The organism is Prochlorococcus marinus str. MIT 0917 (genome assembly GCF_027359575.1).
Lineage (GTDB): Bacteria > Cyanobacteriota > Cyanobacteriia > PCC-6307 > Cyanobiaceae > Prochlorococcus_B > Prochlorococcus_B marinus_D.
Window position 1 is genome coordinate 1,767,414 of the sequence record NZ_CP114784.1, and the last position, 19,876, is coordinate 1,787,289.

The window sequence follows — 19,876 nt, forward strand, 5'->3', positions numbered from 1 at the left end:
ACTAAATCTATATAAAAATCTCGGTAATTGGTTATTTAGATAATCATTATTAGTGATTTTTTTAGATTACTGAATTAAATCTTGACCATAATTCATCTTCATTTTCTAACCCTACAGATACTCTTAATAAGTGTTCTGGGACCCCACAGCTTTCAGCCCATTTTAATTCTTTAAAGTGAGCTAACTGAACATATGGACAAACCAATGTAAAATTTGTACCTAAACTTGGTCCTTTGTTTACTTTTAATGAATCATAAACTCTTTTTGATTCTTCAATTCCCCCTTTAAGTTCAAACGATAATAGACACCCATAACCTCCTCCTTTCTTCAATAGCGAATTAAAATTTTTACAATATTGAGGATGTAAAACCTTTGAAATTTCTTTTTTTGTTTCTAATTTTTCTTTCAGCTTTAAGCAAGATATATTTAACCTTTTCAAGCGATATTCTACATCTCGACTAGTTTTTTCTAACTCGATAGCATCTGAATCGGATAGGGTAGATAATGCAACTTTAGGAATCATCTCAGCTAATTCTTTTTCCCATTTGGAATAAGGACTTATGACAGTACTGCCAGCAAGAATATCCCCTCTTCCAGCAAAACTTTTTGTAAGTGAACTAAAAACTATATCTGCATAAGGAGTTAGATGAACATTTAGAGACGAACCGATGGTGTCGTCAACGATGATTGGGATATTTTTTTCTTGAGCTAATTTTGAAATAGATATGAGGTCAACACATTGCAATAAAGGATTACTAGGTATTTCTATGATTAATGCAGCTGGATTTTTTTTATCCAGCTCTTCTTTTATATGACTTAATTTTGTTTTAACAATGAGATCGCTTCCTTGGAAAATAATCTGAGGGAGTTTAAGCACATCAACATATGGGAAGCCAATTTGAAGTATTGAATTGCTCCCTTTGATACACTTTATCGCTTTAAGAATAGTCGTTAAGGCAGCCATGCCTGATCGATGTAGTCGTATTAAACTGCGATCACAATTATATATATTAGCTAAACGATTAAGTAGTTTAGCTCGAGCACAATGACCATCTGAAGTGGAGGGCTTTTTCTCTCTCCCAAGCGCAATTGCCGCCTCACGTGATGACAATCCAAGCCCAGTGTGTTGCCAGAATGCTTTTGCTGAAGGAGTATTTCTTTGATCAACAATTAGACAGGAGATACCAAGAAAATCTTTTATTGTTGAAGAACAATCAGAATCTTTTCGATGACAATATTTTTGGGCACTCAAAGCTGAAGCTCTATTGGGAAAGGGCCAACTACTTTGCTGTGATTCATCATCAAATTCAAGTGATTTACGAGACACCTCAGCAACAAAAGGATTAAATCCGAATCTTGGATAAATTGCTTTTAATGAATTGATACAGGCTGGAACCTTCTCTTCGTAGGCGATTACGTCTTTCCATCTAGGTAAGGCAACAGATACGGCATGTGGCCTACTTGGGAGAGGCTCTCCTAAGTCTTTAGCGCTCCAGCAAGGATCATTTAGTAAATTTCTTTCAGTCAAGAGATTGTTCCCAATGCTTGATTTAAATCAGCACTTAAGTCCTCAATATCTTCACATCCGACAGAGAATCGGATAAGTGAATCAGTAATTCCAATCTTTAATTTTGTTTCTTTTGGGACTGAAGCGTGTGTCATTGTTGCTGGGTGGCAAACAAGGCTTTCAATTCCTCCCAGACTTTCTGCCATTTTGAAATAATGAAGACTTTTGCAAAATGAATAAGTTTGGTCTTGAGTTCCGTTAACTGTGGCAGTAACAATTGCTCCCCCCATAGCCATTTGTTTTTTTGCCAACTTCCATTGTGGATGATCACTTCTAAAGGGATATCGAACGGATTTTATTGCTGGATTGTTGGCTAATTGATTAGCTATTTTAGATGCATTATTTATTTGTCTTTCTAATCGTAGTGGAAGAGTTTTGATCCCTCGAGTAATAAGCCAACAATCAAAAGGAGAAGGATTTAGGCCAAGAGATTTTTGGGCGAAATTTAACTTGTCTCTCCATGCAGTATTCTCGGTGCAAACAGCACCTCCAAGTGCATCTGAATGACCATTTATATACTTGGTCGTACTAGTTAAGGATAAGGTCGCTCCAAGTTTAAGAGGTCTTTGTATTAGAGGCGTTGCAAAAGTATTGTCTACGACAACAGGAATTTGCATTTTATTTGAGAAATTACAAATCCCCTCAATATCAATAACTTTTAGGAGTGGGTTAGTCGGACTTTCGAGCCAAATCATTGTGGGGTTGTGATTTGAAATGACTTCTTGAAAATTGGGCTTAGTAAAGTCTATCCATAGAGTTTTTAATCCAAAACGATTAAAAACTTGTTCAAATAATCTCACCGTACACCCATATAGGTTCTCCTCGCAAAGTATTAAGTCTCCAGCCTTAAGAGAGGAAACTATTGCTGTAATTGCTGCGACTCCAGAACTGAATACACTTGCAAACTGACATTCTTCCAAATCAGACAAAACTGATGCCAGTATTCGAAAGTTTGGATTTCCTGAACGAGTGTAGTCAAAGCCACCCTCATTTCCATGTGCGAAAGTTGAGGTTGGGAAGATGGGAGGCATTATTGACCCGGTTTCTTCAGAAAAATTTTCTTTGTGATGAATAACTCTTGTGTTTACTCCAGTGTTGAACTCCTTATCTCTTTTTATTGATCCCATATCCTTTGAGTTGTTTTTCTATAGGCTATAGAAAAACATGAAAAAGCCCCTAAAAAAAGGGCTATATAATTAAATTTAATGAGAAAGAAGCTATGTGTACTCTCATACCTTGCTTGAGTAATACTTGAATTCAGCTATAGCAGTTAATTCTAAAGAAAATTAAGATGGACTTTGATTTGACTGATTATTCCACAGATCGCACAATACACGCGCAATTTATCTGAGTGGCTATCCGTACAAACTCATTATCACGACTATCTTATTTAGAAGCGAGCATTAATGAAACTAAGTAACCAAATTAGTTTGTGATGAATCTATTCGAAAGTATCTTTCATAATCAAGTCTTGATGACTTTCCTGATTGCATCAATATGGATCGTTCCAGGTTTTGTATTTACCAGAATGACAAATCAAAAATTCAAGCGAAGAGAACTTGCAAGACAATCTAAGAGAGTGTCAAAACTTTATCCTTCCTCATAGTTTGAGAAAGGTCAAAAGTAATAGTACATCGTCCTGAAAAAAAATTGCGAGCTTAATCATTGATGAAAGACTCTCAAGATATCAAGCAAAACCCCTTAGGTGATTGGTATAACCCAAGTATTTATCGCACTAACTTTTACAACAACCTAATTAGGTAAAAACAACCCGAACTGGTTAGCCCTACATCGACCGACCTATGAGAAAAAAGAACTAACTTCTATATTATCAACATCCTCACATAAGTAACTAGAAAACGATTAGCTATGCACGCAATAACTAGAATTACTGCTACTAAGCTGTTGCTTCTTTTTAATTTGCCGGCAATCCTTTTATTGGCCGGGGCTTTCGAAATTGGTTCTTCAGTACTTGCATAATTATGACTTCATTTCAGGAAAGATTTATTGAATCAAAAATTAAAAAGTATATTCCTCTTTTTGTTGTTGGAAAACTAGCAATATTTACTGGGTTTCTTCTCTACATGATGCAGGGGTAAGAAATGACAACACAAGAAAGAATTAAAGCTGCTGAACTACGAATTAAAGAACTACAAACTCTTATTCAATACTTGAAGAACGAGAAGTGAAATCTATTAAGAAGTTTTTCCAAACACTGAAAATTTTTTGATAGGTTTTTTAAGAATTTAAGTTACTTTTACCACTCAGAGTCTTCTAGAAGATTTGAATACTCATGATAATCAAAGAAAATATCCTCTTCTAAGACTTCTTCCAAAGCGATTCGATTGAAATATGTCATGGTTGTCTTTCCCATAACATAAATAATCGAGTAATTAAAATAGAAGTGTGAGTGATCGATTTTTGAGTTGCTTTAGGAGTAAGAAAAGTGGCTTGATGCCCCTAAAGAGACTTCTCGCAAATTTTCACTTTTAGTTTTTCACTATGAACCAGAGCATAAAAAAACATTTGCAAGATAACTCTTAATTATTGGTGTTTGGCCTAATCCAAACAGAATGAATATTGATGATGTCAACGTAATAGCGATCTTGGAGCCTTTATTCAGCTTGAAATTTGTCGCTTTAGTTAGAACAGAGTTCATGACGGAATCTTATGTTATAGATAACTTAAGACCGGAATTGATTATTTAAGTAACAAAATATACGTTATAAGTAGAGGCTATTAGCCAAGCAAAATACATTTACATCTTCCAATGCTGAGACCTTCTCCTTCAGATGATATCCCAAAAAAATTGGTAATCTATTTTAGAAGACTATGCTTGTTTCCAATCAGAGTCTTCTAGAAGATTTGAATACTCGTTGTAATTAAAAAATAGGTCTTCCTCTAATACTTCTTCCAGAGTGATTCGATTAAAATAATTCACGCTTCACCTCGAAAAGGTGAGTTGTAATAAGCCTTGTTAACTGTATAAAGTGTGTAAAGAGATACAGCGATCCCTAAAAAACCTACAACTAGGATTGGAGAGAATGATGGAAAATCATAAGTAGGAATTGAAGTCATAATGATATAAATGATGACAATTATGTTCTAAAGCATCTGCATGCTTTTTGATTGAGGCTTGTACGACAAATTTTTACGCTTAACACGACAAAGGCTAAGCATTAAAAAACTCAGTAAGTGATAAATCATTTCTTTTTAACAAAGCAAAAGTTGTACCCTTGTAACCTTTGCATATACGTAAGTCGGGAGATAATACAGTTGTATCTAGCCAACCTTTTTGAGTCTTTTTTATTTCTGATAGGAAACTAATCTTTTTAGTTAGTAACTTTGGACCTATTATTCCTGCTTTTATAAAGCTAACGTTTATACGTTTCTGATCAATAATTTCTAAGCTAGCAAGAATGTTAGTAGAAAATAGCTTTCCTGCAAAACCTTTTGGTCTTAATAAATTTAGTCCTCTACTTCTCTTTGGCTCAAGTATCTGTAAGTTATCTAATAGCGGTGAATAATTTAAAAGAGGTGAGTTAGAAGTACTCCATCTAAGTTCCCATACACCTGTGAGAAGATCAATTTGCTTTGTTATGTCTACAGAGGATTCGCTTGCAGCTATTTTAATGAGCTCGACGATCTGATTTGATTTAGGGGTATGTTTAAGAACTTTTATCAATTTTGATATTGAACTCATGATTATTATTTGTTTAAAATCTACAGTTGTTCAATATTTATCTGGTTGGCATAAAGAACGTGTGGCTGGTCTTTACTACCCTCACTTGCTTGAATCCATTCTTTGTACTCTTCTTTAAGAGCTTTTTTATCAAGCCCATCAAGTTCCATAAGTCTCTTTGAAGCATCATTCATTGTTATTTCAAGAGTCCTTTTTAAGCTGATAGTTGGAATTTTCATACAAAGTTACCAATTAGAGAGTCAGCTAAAAAATTACAAACAACAAAAGCGAAAGTCATCGCTAGTGGTTTTTGAAATAAATCATTAGAAGAGTTCATTGGATTTTATTAGTAGTGACCAATTGAGCTAACGAAGCATGCTAAAGCTCCGCAATAGATAAAAAACAAACTCATTTCTAATGGTCTACGACTAAAGAATGAGAGGTAGAAAGTAGTTGACTTCATGTGGATAGCTAAAACAATTTAAAATGATTGTTTGCTTTTTTCTTTGCTGCTTTTTGTATACGGCAAAGTTCAGTCATCTCTGGTTTAGGGATGCTGAAAGGGGTAAACAATTTCATAAAAATCTCCCTTTTACTCCTATGTTTTAGGGCATTCGGAGGTTCTTTAGATGTGTAGAACCCCCTAATAGAAAGTAGTACTTGCACTACAACCTTCGATCATCAAATCTCTCTAAATTTTTTTTTTCGGGATCCTGATAATAATTAGCTCAGCCTTAATTGTTCAAATGTCTACAGCAGAACCTAGTTAGTCATAACAAGTTTAACTAATATTGTTCAGATTCATTTTCATTTATCCTTACTTATCTAGACACGAATAGGTCAAGAAAACTAAATACATTTAATCATTTTGTAGTTCTAATTCTGGAAGATGCGAAACAGCTTTCATATGCAGAAAGGGAATCAATGGGTAAAAGAATTCTAAAATCGTCTTATTTTTATAGTTAACCGAACGATTGAATCTCACGAAACTCATTTGATTCTCTGATCATATATATATTCGATATAAATCAATGAAGAAATTAATTCCGTTATTACTCCTTTCATCTGCAACTCTTTACTCCACGATTGGTACATTGCCTATGAATGCTATGGGCTGCAATTCATCTACCAACAAAGCCGAGGTGGTTTGTGCTGAAGGTGATATTGATTGTGAAAAGAAACTAATAGAAGATCGAATCAATTAAAATGTCAATTCACACTCCTGATTTTTACGAATCAATTGTCGAAGCCTGTGAACGTGGTGAGCTCTGGGGGGTTGAATTACCTTCTAATACTCCTACTCAGTTAGAAATTGATTTTAATCTTAATAATGCTTAGCCAATTAATTGTTATTTGTTCAGCGGGTTTGCTTGCCCTGGGTGGTATATGGGTATTGATTTCTGGTTTTGATGATGACGATAATGATGGTGATGGTATGACTTTCCCAGAGTTGCAAGGATTGGGGACTTAGTCACGGAAATAATCTTTTTTAACGGTCTACTTAATGATGCTTTTTCTCATGAAGTGAAAGCAAAAGAAAAGGCCCTTATGGTTGATATTAAATTAAATTCTGATTCAGATGATGTAGGAACGATATTCAAGATCATTGTAATTTCAGTTACATTGGGTTTAAATGCAATCGTTTTTTTTGGTATTTTTTCTGTTCAGGTCTTACCTAAGCCTTGTCTTTAATCGATTTTTGTCTATAGATATAGAATGGTGATTTAAAAATGTGGTCAAAGAAATTACTATCTACGAAACTTTTGATGGGTCAAGGTTTGACTCTCTTCATGAAGTCAATAATCACGAAGATCGTTTAAAGAATCAGGCTATAAGATCGTTATGCAATCACGACTATGACGAATGGGAAGACTATATGTTTAAGCTATCTAAGGAAACTAATTAAAAAAGATATTCAATTACTCCATCGCCGAATAGTTGTAGGACCAAAGAACGATAGGATCTAGTTATGAGAACAAAGATGTCCGCTAGAAGAGCTTGTCTTACAGCGGCAATTATGTCTTTACCGCCGACTCTTCTATTCGCTATTAATTCAGGAAGATTTTCTACTTATTTAGTTCTGATTGTATCCATACTCATTAATTGGCCTCTAATTAGATGGCTTGATGATCGCCAGTGGTACAGAGAGTGGAAAAGGGAAGAATAAAGAGATCTTTTTAAGCCCTAGACTATCTCCTGACACTAGTAGGACTTACTCCATATATTTGAGCGATCTTTTCCCGGCTCAATTAAAACTTTTATAGCTTTTAACTCTTTAAATCTACAAATTGGCTGATAACTGCTTTAAAACTTGAAATCCATCTACCTATTCTTGATGAAGAAGTAAGTGATTTAGTTAAAAGTTCTATTTGTTCTTGTCTCTCTTGATATTTAAGATCTAGTTCGTTTTTTGCAATAGCAAGGTTTTCTTGTTGAATAGAGCAATCATTCTTTCCTTCCCAGTCGTTGATACTTGCTTCTAATTCTTCAATATCCATAGTCCTGTACTTGCTTATAAGTATTTGTATATCATCAGGTTCGGGACGCATGAAAAGTGATTTATTGACCAACGGAATCTAACTCGTAAAAAAAATATCAAGGATGGGTAAACACACTCGTGTTTGGGTTATTTATACTTATCAGGATCATCAGTGGATCTAATCATTGAATAAAGATCTCTCTAATTAGTTGCTGTCATTAGTGTTTGAGGTCTATATCTATCAAGGATTAGAAGAAGCCGTACCGGACCGAATCTTTACCCTAGAAAGCTGATGCTTTACATTTCTTTACATAAATTATTTTCAGTAATGACTTCTTCTTCTTCTTCTTCTCAGGTAATCACTGAGTACGGCAAGCAAAACATCTTTGGCCGTGAAACACAGCCCCAGCTTGTCGAGGATTACACAAGTTATCCAGAAGAAGCAGAAAAGACAAATGGTCGTTGGGCGATGATTGGCTTTTTTAGTCTTCTCGTTTCTTACTTCACAACTGGTCAAATCATTCCTGGAATCTTTTGACTTCTGAATCACCTTCAGCATCTGGCAACTACGTCAACGTAGTTGAGAAGTTCAAACCAGAAGACGCCGAGAAAACGAATGGACGCTGGGCAATGCTCGGTATGATCGCTCTACTCGGTGCCTACTCAATAACCCACCAAATCATTCCTGGAATCTTTTAAAACAATTAATCATGCAACCATCTAACAAAACAATCCTAGAAAGAAGCATCGGCAGACCAGCCATGATGGCATTCGTTCTATTAACAGGTATCTACCTAACAACCGGTCAACTAATCCCAGGTGTCGTTTAATGACTACTCAAAACAACAACAACAGAAACATTGATCCTGAAAAGGTAACTGCAGAAAGACTTAACGGCTATGCAGCATTATTTGGTTGCATCGCTCTAGTCGGTGCATATGCAACAACAGGTCAAATCATCCCAGGTTTCGTTTAATGAAAAGTCAAACCACTGAAACGCCAAGATTAGAAGAAGGCAAATTGTTTGCTGAACGACTCAATGGTCTAGCTGCTTCTGTTGGCTGTTTAGCTCTCATTGGCGCATACCTAACAACCGGTCAAATCATTCCAGGTTTTGTGTAATGAATAAAGAAACGAATTACTGGAAAACAGCAGAGCAAATGAATGGTCGCCTTGCGATGATGGGCTTCTTTGCTGCAGTCATTAACTACGGATTCACGGGTTGGATTGTTCCTGGAATTGTCTAGGAGTTAATTTACAATCTTTCTTTAGCCTCTCCTTTTATTGCAAGGGAGAGGCTTTTTGACTTTAGAAATTAAATACGTATTTTCAAGAGATCGATTAAGACATGATCGTCTACTTAAAACCGAACCTTCGCTTCTATTGTCGATCTCTTAGCATCTAAGAAATATTTGGACAATGTTTAAAATCTTTCGTACAAAGTGGTTTAAGACCGCGCCAGTAGTCGCAACACTATGGCTTTCTAGTACAGCAGTCATCCTGATTGGAGTGAATTATGTTGCTCCCGACTACTTATTTATGCCGATGAGTTAACTTGTGGTCGAAGGCTTGGAGGGATGTTTATATAACTTGAACGATCTTCGACACTGTTGCGAAATTTATTTCTTCTTCCTTTTGCTATCTTGCTGATTGGATGTATCTCATCTGGAGGTGGCGCTGGAGGAAGCTATCCAGCAGGTTGGAATCCTTATCCACCGGGTAAAGCAGGGGACTACTCTTGCGAGGATGTTGGTAGTAATTCACTTGTTTATTGTGCCACAGGTGAACATCCGAACTTATGTGATTGCTAGGCTGTGGTCTATTTCTTAAACAGGTGGTTATATATGTGGACGAGCTTTGACACTGTTGCGTAATTTATTTTTTCTATCGTTAGCAGTATTGCTAACCGCATGCACTAATCACGGTGGAGGTTTTGGATCCTTGCCAAAAGGATTTGCGATGGGTCCAGGGGTTCCAGAGGAGCGTACTTGTGAAAATACTTCATTCCATGATCACTATTGTGCTACTGGTGAACACCCCAATCTATGTGATTGTTGATGTTAGGTCCTACATGACCTAGGTATAAGCAGTCAGTGATTGCAACGTTTGTCTAGGTTGGTTTGGCCTCTATTCGTCTTGGGTTTGACAAGTCACTAGAAAGTATAATTCCAATTAAATGCTCAAGATTTGAACAGGGAAGAATTAAATATTATCGATTGTATTAGCCGAATGTGAAAGGAACAAAAGTTAAATAAAAGAGTAAAACTTTCCAAATGAATCACAGTCAGAACGTTAAGTCGCTAAAACATAATTCCCAACTCTACTGATATGAGTCATTTAATTTTTGGTGGTTTGTTATCAACCCCAGCTCCCACTGCTCCAATTGTAGGAATTGCTTTTATTGCTTTGTTTGCAATCGTTGGAGTTATGGTTGGACCTGACTATGACGGAATGAATGCGCCCGCATTAGGAGATTCCAAAGATATTAATCAAGGCTAAATCATTTCTTGATTAGTATCTCAAATATTGGGTTGATTAAAAAATCAGTTAGTAGATTTTAAAAGTCTATTCACTGATTTTTTATTTTTAATTATTTCTAGAAAATACCTGGGATGAATTGACCAGTTGTTGCATAAGCGCCTATTCCGGCAACGATGCCTATCATCGCCATCAAACCATTAAAACGTTCAGCACCAGAATTCATGACTCTTTAGAAAAATAAATTTTAATCATTGTGTTGAGTGTTCGAGAGCGGAATACCGAACGATCATCAATCAGAGTAATAATGGAAAAATACTGAATTACGTATGCTTCAGCTAGTCAGTTATTGCAATGGTTTCTTAGATCGTTGTGACTCTTCTATCAAAGCTTTGACTCTAGTTGTCTTCTAGGAAATAGGTTTGAAACTGTCGTGGTTAATGATTCTAAACTTGCATTGAGATTAACCATTCCTTCTGCGATTTCTTCCATACTCGAAGATCGAAACTCTTGGCCCTTTGATATGTCTTTGCTATGTGCTGGAAAATAGAAGATCATATGCCTACGATTAGGAGTGCATTCAATTTTCTGAGCATATAAAACACTGGTCTATATGGATAGTCCCCTATGGATTGCTTATGTCAAGATATTGCCTGCTATAAGCCTGAACAGGCAAAGATGAGTTGATGCGAGTAGAGAAACTTGTTTCTCTTTTTCAATACCTTCATCGCGCTAACTTTTTTTAGAGGTTCGATTTATGTTTAATAGTGTTTCTATAAGTATTTATTATCTGGTTTTGTATTCACATATACGATAAACAAGCTTAATAGAAGACATTTAAGATGCCTGTGGCCACGTATCTGAAGGATAAGCAAAAGAAAATTGAATCAAAATATCATCAAGTTGCCAAACAATTGGAATCGAAATATGAGTTAATTCATCGGAAGGTAACCTCAAGGTTTCATAGAGAAGTACCTGAAATAGAACTCGTTCGTTCAAGCCTTAATGATTTAATAGCAAAATCTACAGCATCTGTTGATAGGAAAATAAAATCAAAAAGTAAAACATCTATTTTCTCTAAAACGTCTACTAAAAAAGGATCTAATTCTTATCAAGAAAATATTGATTGGACACGAGGTAGATTCTCAGGACAAACAATACAAATCGTTGTAAGGGATGGCAAAATAATGGAGAAGGTTTTCTTAACTCCTAAAGGAAATAAGATTTCTGTCAAGAGAAGCGAATTAGGACTACTGTTGAGGTGAAGGCTGATTTGTAAAATACAGTCAAATTCTTACGTCTAAATTAATGCCGATTATACAACCTAGCTCAAGAATGTAATTATAGCAGTGGATTTAGAGAGTATTGATCAATGGGGTAACACTAAGGTAACAGTATTATAAGATGTATAATCTTGCTATTAGAAGGGTGTATGGGGGACTCTAGATCCTCGCTCTATACGTAATACGCTTTCAAACATTTTTGTCAAAATTTGAGTAGCTATTAGACAACTGTTTCTATTAGTAGCTAAAAAGAAGTCCACTATGTTTTTATCTCTTGGCTATATCAGTAACTTCTCCTTGTCCTGAGAGCACTATTGAGGAATTAGGAATTAAAAACTGGCCAATTTGGACTTGTGATGCCAGCTCTTTTGATTGGACATATGATGACAAGGAAACTTGCTTGTTGCTTGAGGGAGAAGCCTCCGTCACTCCTGAGGGAGGAGACCCTGTGAAGTTTTGTGCAGGTGATTTAGTTGTCTTCCCCGCAGGAATGGACTGTAGATGGGATGTTCATAAGGCAGTCCGAAAGCATTATCGTTTTGGTGAATGATTGATTGATTTAGAAGTTGGATGAATAACTTACCCCTTTACGTCTTAAGCCGATTATTACTCTTCTGTGTTGTGGGGGTGGTTATAAGGCAGATGCTGACTGTCTCTGGGGTGCTTTGAATTTTTTAAATATTGATTCCATGCTGTCCAGCTATACCTTCTAGATTATCCATGGAAAGATCATAAAAATAACTACGAATACATTGAAAGGCGTGAAAGCTTTCTAGCTTTCCTTTCCCTTTGTAGAACTCTCTAGCGATCTTTTGTGCACGCTGTTCTTTTGTCATTTGATCAAGCCGCCTCGGGACACCATCCAATCTTTTTCTCTAGTCGCTGCATCCAGCACTGACACTTTGAAGTCAGATGGTCTCCATGAGAAATAAGACGTTGGTGAAGATGACAAGTAAGAATCGTTCTGCAATGCCTGTCGCAGCAATAATTAAAATGTTGACATGTCATGCAAACGCTAGCTGAACGTGTGTGCTTAAGAGTGTCTTTTTCGAGATAGTCCCACTCCTCTGCTGGGTTGTAACGCTTCTGGAGTAGTACTTTTTGGGTGCGATACGAAGACATTGCCTTAATCCAATAGGTTCTGCTACAACTGACTTCCAATCTGATGCACAAAAAACGGCATAGGGTGAGGACGTTGGAGCCATGTGTCTATAGCAGTACACATGTACTAGCAATGGTAAGGAGGTGTTGTCAAGTATGAATGAAATATTTTAGTTATTAATCGTAAGATCCTTTTTTCTTAGCAGTACCTGCTTCGGATTGATCAAAAGAGACTTGTTTCTACTTATCTTCTTGCCAATCTTAAGATTGTTTTTATGGGTTGATCCTTTCATGGTTGTTGATTGTGAATTAAAAGTTTTTATGAAATCGGATCAAATCCGTCTAATGAATTGAATGCAGGTTCAACGATATGCATGGAGAGTATGGCATTACCAACTTCAAGAATATGTATATGACCTACAACTTGAACAAGCTTTCCGACTAGTTCATCGTCATAGGTTTTATCCATTAACTCTCCTTCTAATCGAGGTTCAATCGTTGTTTGGAAGATGACTTTGCAGCTATCGAAAATCTTGTCTGCAATGATCTTTGTTGGTGAATATGGAGTCTCAGCTTCACATTTCTTTTGATCTACTTGTTCTTGTAGCTCATCAAAAAACATTGGACTCTCTGGCTGTATGGCTAAGTAGTACCTGGGTAATTCATCAGTAAATAATTTTCGAGGATTAATTATGTTTGCTGTTGACATCCAGCCTCTGACTTGTATTGGTTGTTTCATGGGTGAGTTCTTAATGACCCACATTGGATAAGTTTTTCTGACTTGGATTCTTGTAGTTGCTTGGAAATCCAGCTTTATAAAATTGTCTGAAAGTAAAGAAACCGAGTATATAAATTTAATGTCTTAGTGCTAGTTCAGATATGCGTGCTTATAGAATTTGGCTATGGAACGACAAGATTAATTAATGAGGTTTTGATCTTTTGTAGTTAATCCAGTTTTGGTACGCATAGATGATAGGTAATAGTTAAAGGTAAATAGATATATACAAAGAGGTTCAACGTAAGTAATACGTATATTAGATATAGCCAATCAAGGCATATAAGTAATATTCACATTACGTTCGCTTATCCTCTTGTTGGTAATCAATTCGACTTACCAATCGTCGGCTTACGCCTCGTCTTGGAGTCTCATTGACTTCTTCGCTAACGCTCAGAAGCTTGCAGCCTGTAGAGATCTGTTGTCTCTTTGCTAACCAGCCGCCGCCTAACACGGTTGGTAGATCAGGTAGTTACGTCTGATAGTTGATCAATTGTTAGGCAGAGTTTTATCTTTTCTCCCTGTATAGGGGACGACTCGCAAAGAAGGTAGTGATAGGAATAGTTTTTAGGCATCTCCCTGTATAAGCGTAGACTTGAAATCCTCAGTCAAAGACAAAGGTCTTAGGTCTTTCCCTGTATCGATGACGACTCGGTCTCTCTATTGAAATTTCTTTCCAAAAGAGGAGGTGTTAATGAAGAGAATATCTTGTGGGATCAGTTCTCTATTCTTTACAGATTGAATCCATTCTCTATATTCTTGACCAATCGCTAATTGATCTCCAGTGTTTAGCTGATCGGTTCTTCTTAAGGCATGGCATATAACTTCTGACATTGTTTCCTCAATGGAATGAAGGGATTCCATTGGCTAGAAGTAGCTACCCTAGGCTACCTACTTAGCTGAGTATGTAAAGAATCAGCCCTATGAGGTGCCTTTTGAATCTATGAATAGACGTTATGAGGCTTCAGGAATTTGCGTTAAAAATTTGAGCCTTAATGGAGCAATTAAACGCTAAGTTCGAGAATCAATCCGAGGTGCATTTTTAGACTTTTGACTAACTATTTGATGCCATAAAAGATTGGCTTCTTTCGCTAAATCAATATATTCACTTCTGCCTTCAGCCTTCTTCATCTTCAATAATGTGAATGCGTATCGATAGGTGAGTTTTTTGGTCATAACCATTAATGTCGACTGACAAAAGGATCTATCAAGACGCGAAACCAGATTGTATTAAATGTAACAACATGAACATTTTCTTCCGAAAAGCAAGTCATAGTTTGATTGCTTATCCATGGGTAGCCAGGTTGAAGTCTTATCGAATCTCTGAGGGGTTGTCTTTATTTGATAGTTGGTTTCTCCATATTCATTTAAGAAGTTATAACCACAGTCCTTTCAGGGTTTAAATAAGTTAGATACATGAATATAAGTCAACGTATTACTATTGCATGTGCGGCTCAGAGGGTTTCTTATCTCGATAGCCTTAAGAGGTACGAAGATAGCTACGCTGTTAGCCAAGAATTCTGTGAATGGACTACCTGTTTGAATGTCTATCCAGAAGGACTTAAAGCTGCAACGCTAAACGTTCCAGATTTCAACAAGGAAAACCGTACTAGACAATCAACGCAATCGTAAAATCACTTAGCCAGAATATTTAAACGTTGGGATCAGCGCCAACGAGAGATAGGAAGACTGTTCTGTCGAAAGCCAGTCTTCCTCTTCTCGCTAAGTAGTTATTGAAATCTAGAACAATGAGTCACCACAACGCCACCCTTAATTTCTCTCATGCACCATATAAGAACAAGGCTTCTTTAAGTGAATTAGACCGAGAAATAGAAATGGGAGAACTACGACTGAGATATATACAGCTAATGAGAGATGTTCATAAGACTCTTGGAAAGGAAGATGCGATTGAATTGATTAAAGAATCAGAGGGTATCTGGGAAAAACTTACTTCTTGACTAGGTTTTAGTGCAAGGAAAATATATGAGTTTGTTTTTTTAATCCTCTAGATAGCTACCTATATTAGTCTTTCTTCGTCCTTTGATTCCATATTCAATTTCTGTTAGCTCCTTCGATTTTCTACCCATATCAAGCTTTGCGTAATATCTTTCGCAGACTGCAATGCTATGACCCGCAAGCTTAGCGACTTCAAAAATATCCTTGCCTTGCAAAATCAAATTGCAAATGAAAGTGCATCTTAAGCTGTATGGGGTGTAGTTCCTATATCTAAAGACATAGGGTTTCAATTCGTCTCCACATAGTTCGATCATCCTTATCCATATTGTATGGAACATTGAGTATGGAAATTGCTTCATCTCCTTAGCTGGGTTGCCAAAGATTAAATCTTTATCTTTAATCTTTTGACCTGGATAGTATCGACTTAAGTACTCTTTTTGTTCTTTCCTCCATTCAAGTAATTGACTATCCACTCCATTAGTGGGTACGGCTCTTTGTTTCCCAGTCTTAGTATCTTTCATATAAATAATTGCGTTCCATTTATCTTCTGTTTCCCTTTTGGACTTGCTCCATCGCCCTACGTTCTCTCTTTTGACATCACACAATCTCAACTTATTCAGTTCAATGTTTGGACGTAAGCCACTGTTTTTACAAATTAAACACCATCGATAAAACAACTGATTGAAGTAGACACCTCTACCTTTTACTGAATACTTGGCGGGACCTCTTCCTGTCTCTCTGTTTTTAATCATCTGCTTCAAAGTCTTTTCTACTAAATTCCAGTTCCCTTCTTCTATGAGAGGCGGGTTGGCATCTACTTCGGATTCTTTAATGACTATCTTTGGCATTAATCTTTTTTCATCTAGTGAGTTGATTAATAATCCTCTTGGTTTGCAGTAGCCAATGAGAAAATCTTTAAAGTAAATCAGTTCAATTCTTCTAGTCGACTTTTTTGCTTTTCTCCAAGTTATGTACTCATGAAAAGTGTTGTTATCTGTTTGGTGGGTTTTCTCGATTCCTTTGTCGCTGAGATACTTCTCGAGCTGTTTTAAACCTTGTGCTTTATTTTGTAGAGATTTTTCTTTTAACAGATCAGCATCTACTTTTTTTTGCTCTTCATCAAGGAAGTTATTGAGGCACTTTCTAATACTGACTTTCTTTGACCTAACCATATTCTCGGTAATCATTCTTGCGCGTCTTCTTGGACTATTGGTTTCGATTTCATGCTGAGCTTTTCTGATCGCTACCTCTTGCGCATGCTCTAAGATCTCGCTTCTTAATGCGTTATATGCATCGAGTGAATTATCAATGGCAGCCTCTAACGTATTGGCTCCATCAATAACTTTGTATCTGTACTTCTTAATCCCTGGGATTAGCTCACGATATAAGAAAACGTCAGGAGCTCTTGTGAAAGACAAGACAACGCCTTTACTTCCGAAAACTTTTGATTTTCCTGCAATATTCGGCATGAAAAAAACTCTTGCCGTACTGAAAGCAGCGCAGCAAGAGTTTGACTAAAGTTGGACTGAGGTTAAGAAAAGCCAGTAATAGACTAGTTCTAAACTTTTCTTGAGTAGTACTCAACAACTAACAATTCATTGATTTCAATAGCAACCCATTCCCTATCTGTTTTTGCTGATATCTTTGCCGAGAGTTTGGTTTTATCAAGCTCAAGGTGTGGAGGAACATTCGCTAGACCTGGAAATTCTAAGTTGGCTTGAGCCAACTGCTTACTAGCTTTGTTATCTCTGATAGCAATAACATCTCCAGCCTTACATTGGTAACTTGCAATGTCGGTGATCTTGCCATTCACAGTTACATGTCCATGGTTTACCAGCTGCCTTGCACCTGGGATGGCAGGTCCAAATCCAAGTCTAAAACAAACATTATCAAGCCTATTTTCCAGAAGCTTTAAGAGATTTGTTCCTGTAGAACCCTCCTGAGCACGAGCTTTCTTTACGTAGCGAACAAGCTGGCGTTCGGAAATACCATAGTTGAATCGAAGTTTTTGCTTTTCTTCGAGTCGGATCGCGTATTCAGAGCGCTTGCGACGGGCTTGGCCGTGCTGACCGGGAGGGTGAGACCTTTTTGCGGCCTTCCGGGTGAGACCAGGTAGGTCTCCCAAGCGTCGCGTGATCCTCAGGCGAGGTCCGCGGTATCTAGACATAGGGGTTAATTTAGAAAAAGTTTACTGGAAAGGTTAGTCTGGACGTAAATCCATTGGTACCTTTTTTACCAGTTCATTATTCTATCTAAAGATGCTTACAAAGATCAATAGAGCTATTGCAGTTGTTTTTGTTGGTTTGATTTTCTTTTATCAGAAGTGGATTTCACCGTTGTTTGCCCCGAGTTGTAGATTTATCCCTAGTTGCAGTGCTTATGGAATAGAAGCCGTTAATAAACATGGTCCTTGGAGAGGTGGTTGGTTGACCTTGAAAAGGTTAAGCAAATGTCATCCTTTTACTCCTTGTGGGTGTGACCCCGTTCCCGACAAATGAACTCAGAGACATTGATTTTATATTCACGTAAAGGGTGCTGCTTGTGTCAAGCAGTTGAAAACAAATTGTCTAATATATGTCTAAAAAATTTAAAACCTTCTATTGTACTTTACATTATCGATATAGATAGCAAAAAAGTGTCATTAGATATTAAAATGAAGTATACAAATGAAGTCCCAGTAGTAGTTCTTGACTCAAATAGATTATCTAAAAAGATTGAATTACCTCGGGTTCCTCCACGTTTAAAGGAAGATATGCTTTTGTCTTGGATACAAAAGAATTTGAATATTTTGTACAAAACATCTTAAGAAAATAATCAATCCCTATTTTTAGTCAATTGCTTTATTCATTTCAAAGAGAAAGATATAATTTATTTTTTTTAAATAACTAAAATTCTTTTTAGAAAGAATTTTAAATTTCTTTTTAATTACTGAATCATAATTAGTGTTATTTTGTGGTGAAAATTATGCAGTTCTTTTTATACTTGAAGTGATCCTTCATTGATTTTTCATCATCAGAGGTTTGTTTTGTCGCGTTATCTACACACTTTATTGAAAGCAATTGATCTTCAAGTCCCTTCAGGGTTAGCGAATCCAGAAATAAAAAATCTCTCATGTGATTCTAGAGAAATTGAAAAGGGTGATCTGTTCTTAGGTTTAAATGGTGAAAAAATTGATGGAGGGACCTATTGGGTAAAAGCAATTGAAAGAGGTGCTTGTGCGGCCATCATTAGTAAAAAGGCTTCTTTTTTAAATCCACCATCTAACGAAGACCCCGTAGTTATTATACCGGATCCCGTATCACTATTTATCGGCAAATTGGCTGCAGAATTTTGGGGTAAACCATCTAGTGAGACTTGTTTGATAGGTGTCACTGGTACTAACGGTAAAACGACTACATCATTTTTAATTGAATTTTTGACTGCATCGCTTGGCCATCCATCAGCTTTGTTTGGAACGTTAATTAATCGATGGCCTAATCATGAGGAAACTTCAAAATATACAACTACTTTTGCTGTCTCTTTGCAGGCACAACTTAGTAAAGCTGTTCAGGCAGGAGTTGAATATGCAGCAATGGAAGTAAGTTCACATGCTTTATCTCAAAATAGAGTTGCTGGTTGTGATTTTAGTGGGGCAATATTTACAAACCTTTCAAGAGAACATTTAGATTATCACGATTCTATGGAATCTTATTTTGAGGCTAAAGCTAGTCTTTTTCGATCACATTTAATAGAAGATGATGCTCCTAGATCAGTAATTAATATTGATGATAAATGGGGTGCATTATTAGCGAAAGAGTTAAACCAAAAATGTTGGACATGCTCATTAAAAGAGAACTCTCAATCCAGTGAGAAACCAGATTTATTTATTAGTAATCTTCAAATTTTGCAAGATGGCTATAAGGGTAAATTGCATACGCCTTTTGGGGATGAAAACTTTTTTTCACCACTAATAGGTGATTTTAATTTGATGAATATCTTGCAAGCAGTAGGAATTCTAGTTCAAAGAAGATTTCCTTTAAATGATCTTTTGGTCGCATTGGAAAAATTCCCCGGTGTGCCAGGGAGAATGCAACTGATAAATAAGGATGGATTTAAAGTCAAAGACGGCTATCCACTAGTGATAGTAGATTATGCGCATACACCAGATGGTTTGCAAAATGCTTTGATCGCATCGAGATCATTGACGAAAAAAAAATTAATTTGTGTCTTTGGTTGTGGTGGTAATAGAGATAAAGGTAAAAGATCTGAGATGGGAAAAGTTGCTACTAAGTTTGCAGACTATGTAGTTGTGACATCTGATAATCCTCGACAAGAAGACCCAAATGAAATTATTAATGATATTAAAAAAGGTATAACTTTTGATTCCGAAATTTCTGTTGAGCTAGAGAGATCTTCAGCAATTCAACTGGCCATAGCAAAAGCCAAGAAAAACGACGTTGTTTTAATTGCAGGGAAAGGTCATGAGGATTATCAAATTCTAAAAGATCAGACAATTTATTTTGATGATCGTGAGCAAGCAAGAAAAGCGCTATCTTTAAAAAAGGTTTTTACTTAG

Annotated in this window: 34 protein-coding genes; 19 read left to right on the top strand and 15 right to left on the bottom strand. The window is 36.5% G+C overall.

Annotated elements, in window-relative coordinates; translation table 11 throughout:
• Positions 1–61: 61 nt before the first annotated feature.
• The 5 genes from O5637_RS09835 to O5637_RS09855 all read right to left on the bottom strand — a co-directional run bounded on the left by O5637_RS09835 (position 62) and on the right by O5637_RS09855 (position 5,488).
• Positions 62–1,528 carry a PLP-dependent transferase gene (locus tag O5637_RS09835; RefSeq protein ID WP_269604596.1) on the bottom strand — a complete coding sequence of 489 codons (1,467 nt, stop codon included), beginning with the start codon at positions 1,526–1,528 and terminating at the stop codon, positions 62–64.
• Positions 1,525–2,694: a trans-sulfuration enzyme family protein gene (locus tag O5637_RS09840; RefSeq protein ID WP_269604598.1), complete on the bottom strand. Its 1,170-nt coding sequence runs from the start codon at positions 2,692–2,694 to the stop codon at positions 1,525–1,527. Before O5637_RS09840 ends, O5637_RS09835 begins: the two co-directional genes overlap by 4 nt.
• 1,810 nt (positions 2,695–4,504) lie before the next feature.
• Positions 4,505–4,645 carry a hypothetical protein gene (locus O5637_RS09845; protein WP_269604600.1) on the bottom strand — a complete coding sequence of 47 codons (141 nt, stop codon included), beginning with the start codon at positions 4,643–4,645 and terminating at the stop codon, positions 4,505–4,507.
• Positions 4,646–4,739: 94 nt separating this feature from the next.
• The gene (locus O5637_RS09850; RefSeq protein ID WP_269604602.1) at positions 4,740–5,270 is read right to left on the bottom strand and encodes a PAP/fibrillin family protein; all 531 of its coding nucleotides are present in this window, start codon (positions 5,268–5,270) and stop codon (positions 4,740–4,742) included.
• Between the two features lie 20 nt (positions 5,271–5,290).
• A complete protein-coding gene (locus O5637_RS09855; RefSeq protein WP_269604604.1) occupies positions 5,291–5,488 on the bottom strand; it encodes a hypothetical protein in 198 nt (65 codons plus the stop codon).
• Positions 5,489–6,280: 792 nt separating this feature from the next.
• On the opposite strand from O5637_RS09855, the gene O5637_RS09860 reads away from it, so the two are divergent.
• From O5637_RS09860 to O5637_RS09875, 4 genes are all read left to right on the top strand, one after another.
• Entirely contained in the window at positions 6,281–6,454 is a 174-nt protein-coding gene (locus O5637_RS09860; protein WP_269604606.1) for a hypothetical protein, read from the top strand.
• 1 nt (position 6,455) lies between these two features.
• Complete coding sequence (locus O5637_RS09865) at positions 6,456–6,587, top strand: hypothetical protein (protein ID WP_269604608.1); 132 nt, start codon at positions 6,456–6,458, stop codon at positions 6,585–6,587.
• On the top strand, positions 6,580–6,720 hold the full coding sequence (locus O5637_RS09870; RefSeq protein ID WP_269604610.1) for a hypothetical protein: 141 nt from the start codon (positions 6,580–6,582) through the stop codon (positions 6,718–6,720). Before O5637_RS09865 ends, O5637_RS09870 begins: the two co-directional genes overlap by 8 nt.
• A gap of 510 nt (positions 6,721–7,230) precedes the next feature.
• Positions 7,231–7,416: a hypothetical protein gene (locus O5637_RS09875; protein WP_269604612.1), complete on the top strand. Its 186-nt coding sequence runs from the start codon at positions 7,231–7,233 to the stop codon at positions 7,414–7,416.
• 100 nt (positions 7,417–7,516) lie between these two features.
• On the opposite strand, the gene O5637_RS09880 is transcribed toward O5637_RS09875, so the two are convergent.
• On the bottom strand, positions 7,517–7,819 hold the full coding sequence (locus tag O5637_RS09880; protein WP_269604614.1) for a hypothetical protein: 303 nt from the start codon (positions 7,817–7,819) through the stop codon (positions 7,517–7,519).
• Positions 7,820–8,056: 237 nt separating this feature from the next.
• Between O5637_RS09880 and O5637_RS09885 the strand changes: the two genes are divergently transcribed.
• From O5637_RS09885 to O5637_RS09925, 9 genes are all read left to right on the top strand, one after another.
• Positions 8,057–8,266, top strand: a complete 210-nt coding sequence (locus O5637_RS09885; protein ID WP_158466743.1) for a high light inducible protein — start codon at positions 8,057–8,059, stop codon at positions 8,264–8,266.
• A 172-nt stretch (positions 8,267–8,438) separates the two neighbouring features.
• Positions 8,439–8,558, top strand: coding sequence for a high light inducible protein (locus tag O5637_RS09890; RefSeq protein ID WP_011294968.1), 120 nt, complete (start codon positions 8,439–8,441; stop codon positions 8,556–8,558).
• A complete protein-coding gene (locus O5637_RS09895; RefSeq protein WP_269604620.1) occupies positions 8,558–8,704 on the top strand; it encodes a high light inducible protein in 147 nt (48 codons plus the stop codon). The genes O5637_RS09890 and O5637_RS09895 overlap by 1 nt, the downstream gene beginning before the upstream one ends.
• Positions 8,704–8,850, top strand: a complete 147-nt coding sequence (locus O5637_RS09900) for a high light inducible protein (protein ID WP_269604621.1) — start codon at positions 8,704–8,706, stop codon at positions 8,848–8,850. The genes O5637_RS09895 and O5637_RS09900 overlap by 1 nt, the downstream gene beginning before the upstream one ends.
• Positions 8,850–8,975 carry a chlorophyll a/b-binding protein gene (locus O5637_RS09905; RefSeq protein ID WP_269604622.1) on the top strand — a complete coding sequence of 42 codons (126 nt, stop codon included), beginning with the start codon at positions 8,850–8,852 and terminating at the stop codon, positions 8,973–8,975. Before O5637_RS09900 ends, O5637_RS09905 begins: the two co-directional genes overlap by 1 nt.
• A gap of 172 nt (positions 8,976–9,147) precedes the next feature.
• Positions 9,148–9,282: a Photosystem I reaction center subunit IX gene (locus O5637_RS09910; RefSeq protein ID WP_269604623.1), complete on the top strand. Its 135-nt coding sequence runs from the start codon at positions 9,148–9,150 to the stop codon at positions 9,280–9,282.
• Between the two features lie 56 nt (positions 9,283–9,338).
• Positions 9,339–9,539 (top strand): hypothetical protein, encoded by a 201-nt coding sequence (locus tag O5637_RS09915; RefSeq protein WP_269604624.1) that lies wholly within the window; start codon positions 9,339–9,341, stop codon positions 9,537–9,539.
• A gap of 46 nt (positions 9,540–9,585) precedes the next feature.
• A complete protein-coding gene (locus O5637_RS09920) occupies positions 9,586–9,786 on the top strand; it encodes a hypothetical protein (protein ID WP_269604625.1) in 201 nt (66 codons plus the stop codon).
• A 270-nt stretch (positions 9,787–10,056) separates the two neighbouring features.
• Positions 10,057–10,227 carry a hypothetical protein gene (locus O5637_RS09925; RefSeq protein ID WP_269604626.1) on the top strand — a complete coding sequence of 57 codons (171 nt, stop codon included), beginning with the start codon at positions 10,057–10,059 and terminating at the stop codon, positions 10,225–10,227.
• Positions 10,228–10,324: 97 nt separating this feature from the next.
• On the opposite strand, the gene O5637_RS09930 is transcribed toward O5637_RS09925, so the two are convergent.
• The gene (locus O5637_RS09930; protein ID WP_158466094.1) at positions 10,325–10,432 is read right to left on the bottom strand and encodes a high light inducible protein; all 108 of its coding nucleotides are present in this window, start codon (positions 10,430–10,432) and stop codon (positions 10,325–10,327) included.
• 158 nt (positions 10,433–10,590) lie between these two features.
• Positions 10,591–10,764, bottom strand: a complete 174-nt coding sequence (locus O5637_RS09935) for a hypothetical protein (protein WP_269604628.1) — start codon at positions 10,762–10,764, stop codon at positions 10,591–10,593.
• 284 nt (positions 10,765–11,048) lie between these two features.
• On the opposite strand from O5637_RS09935, the gene O5637_RS09940 reads away from it, so the two are divergent.
• Complete coding sequence (locus O5637_RS09940) at positions 11,049–11,471, top strand: hypothetical protein (RefSeq protein WP_269604630.1); 423 nt, start codon at positions 11,049–11,051, stop codon at positions 11,469–11,471.
• A gap of 292 nt (positions 11,472–11,763) precedes the next feature.
• Positions 11,764–12,039 (top strand): cupin domain-containing protein, encoded by a 276-nt coding sequence (locus O5637_RS09945; RefSeq protein WP_269604631.1) that lies wholly within the window; start codon positions 11,764–11,766, stop codon positions 12,037–12,039.
• A 124-nt stretch (positions 12,040–12,163) separates the two neighbouring features.
• On the opposite strand, the gene O5637_RS09950 is transcribed toward O5637_RS09945, so the two are convergent.
• The 5 genes from O5637_RS09950 to O5637_RS09970 all read right to left on the bottom strand — a co-directional run bounded on the left by O5637_RS09950 (position 12,164) and on the right by O5637_RS09970 (position 14,541).
• On the bottom strand, positions 12,164–12,325 hold the full coding sequence (locus tag O5637_RS09950) for a hypothetical protein (protein WP_269604632.1): 162 nt from the start codon (positions 12,323–12,325) through the stop codon (positions 12,164–12,166).
• A 168-nt stretch (positions 12,326–12,493) separates the two neighbouring features.
• Positions 12,494–12,694, bottom strand: coding sequence for a hypothetical protein (locus tag O5637_RS09955; protein ID WP_269604634.1), 201 nt, complete (start codon positions 12,692–12,694; stop codon positions 12,494–12,496).
• Positions 12,695–12,909: 215 nt separating this feature from the next.
• Positions 12,910–13,329, bottom strand: coding sequence for a hypothetical protein (locus O5637_RS09960; RefSeq protein WP_269604635.1), 420 nt, complete (start codon positions 13,327–13,329; stop codon positions 12,910–12,912).
• Positions 13,330–14,025: 696 nt separating this feature from the next.
• Positions 14,026–14,199 (bottom strand): hypothetical protein, encoded by a 174-nt coding sequence (locus tag O5637_RS09965; protein ID WP_269604637.1) that lies wholly within the window; start codon positions 14,197–14,199, stop codon positions 14,026–14,028.
• Between the two features lie 177 nt (positions 14,200–14,376).
• On the bottom strand, positions 14,377–14,541 hold the full coding sequence (locus O5637_RS09970) for a hypothetical protein (RefSeq protein WP_269604639.1): 165 nt from the start codon (positions 14,539–14,541) through the stop codon (positions 14,377–14,379).
• A 572-nt stretch (positions 14,542–15,113) separates the two neighbouring features.
• On the opposite strand from O5637_RS09970, the gene O5637_RS09975 reads away from it, so the two are divergent.
• A complete protein-coding gene (locus tag O5637_RS09975) occupies positions 15,114–15,323 on the top strand; it encodes a hypothetical protein (protein WP_269604640.1) in 210 nt (69 codons plus the stop codon).
• Positions 15,324–15,362: 39 nt separating this feature from the next.
• Here O5637_RS09975 and O5637_RS09980 read toward each other — a convergent pair whose 3' ends face one another.
• Together O5637_RS09980 and rpsD are read right to left on the bottom strand one after the other, a co-directional pair.
• Positions 15,363–16,790 (bottom strand): tyrosine-type recombinase/integrase, encoded by a 1,428-nt coding sequence (locus O5637_RS09980; RefSeq protein WP_269604642.1) that lies wholly within the window; start codon positions 16,788–16,790, stop codon positions 15,363–15,365.
• Positions 16,791–16,879: 89 nt separating this feature from the next.
• Positions 16,880–17,488, bottom strand: coding sequence for a 30S ribosomal protein S4 (gene rpsD / locus O5637_RS09985; RefSeq protein ID WP_269604644.1), 609 nt, complete (start codon positions 17,486–17,488; stop codon positions 16,880–16,882).
• A gap of 91 nt (positions 17,489–17,579) precedes the next feature.
• On the opposite strand from rpsD, the gene yidD reads away from it, so the two are divergent.
• The 3 genes from yidD (at position 17,580) to O5637_RS10000 (ending at position 19,876) form a co-directional block, all read left to right on the top strand.
• Positions 17,580–17,819: a membrane protein insertion efficiency factor YidD gene (gene yidD / locus O5637_RS09990; RefSeq protein WP_269604658.1), complete on the top strand. Its 240-nt coding sequence runs from the start codon at positions 17,580–17,582 to the stop codon at positions 17,817–17,819.
• Positions 17,816–18,127 (top strand): glutaredoxin family protein, encoded by a 312-nt coding sequence (locus O5637_RS09995; RefSeq protein WP_269604660.1) that lies wholly within the window; start codon positions 17,816–17,818, stop codon positions 18,125–18,127. The genes yidD and O5637_RS09995 overlap by 4 nt, the downstream gene beginning before the upstream one ends.
• Positions 18,128–18,346: 219 nt before the next feature.
• Positions 18,347–19,876: a UDP-N-acetylmuramoyl-L-alanyl-D-glutamate--2,6-diaminopimelate ligase gene (locus O5637_RS10000; protein ID WP_269604662.1), complete on the top strand. Its 1,530-nt coding sequence runs from the start codon at positions 18,347–18,349 to the stop codon at positions 19,874–19,876.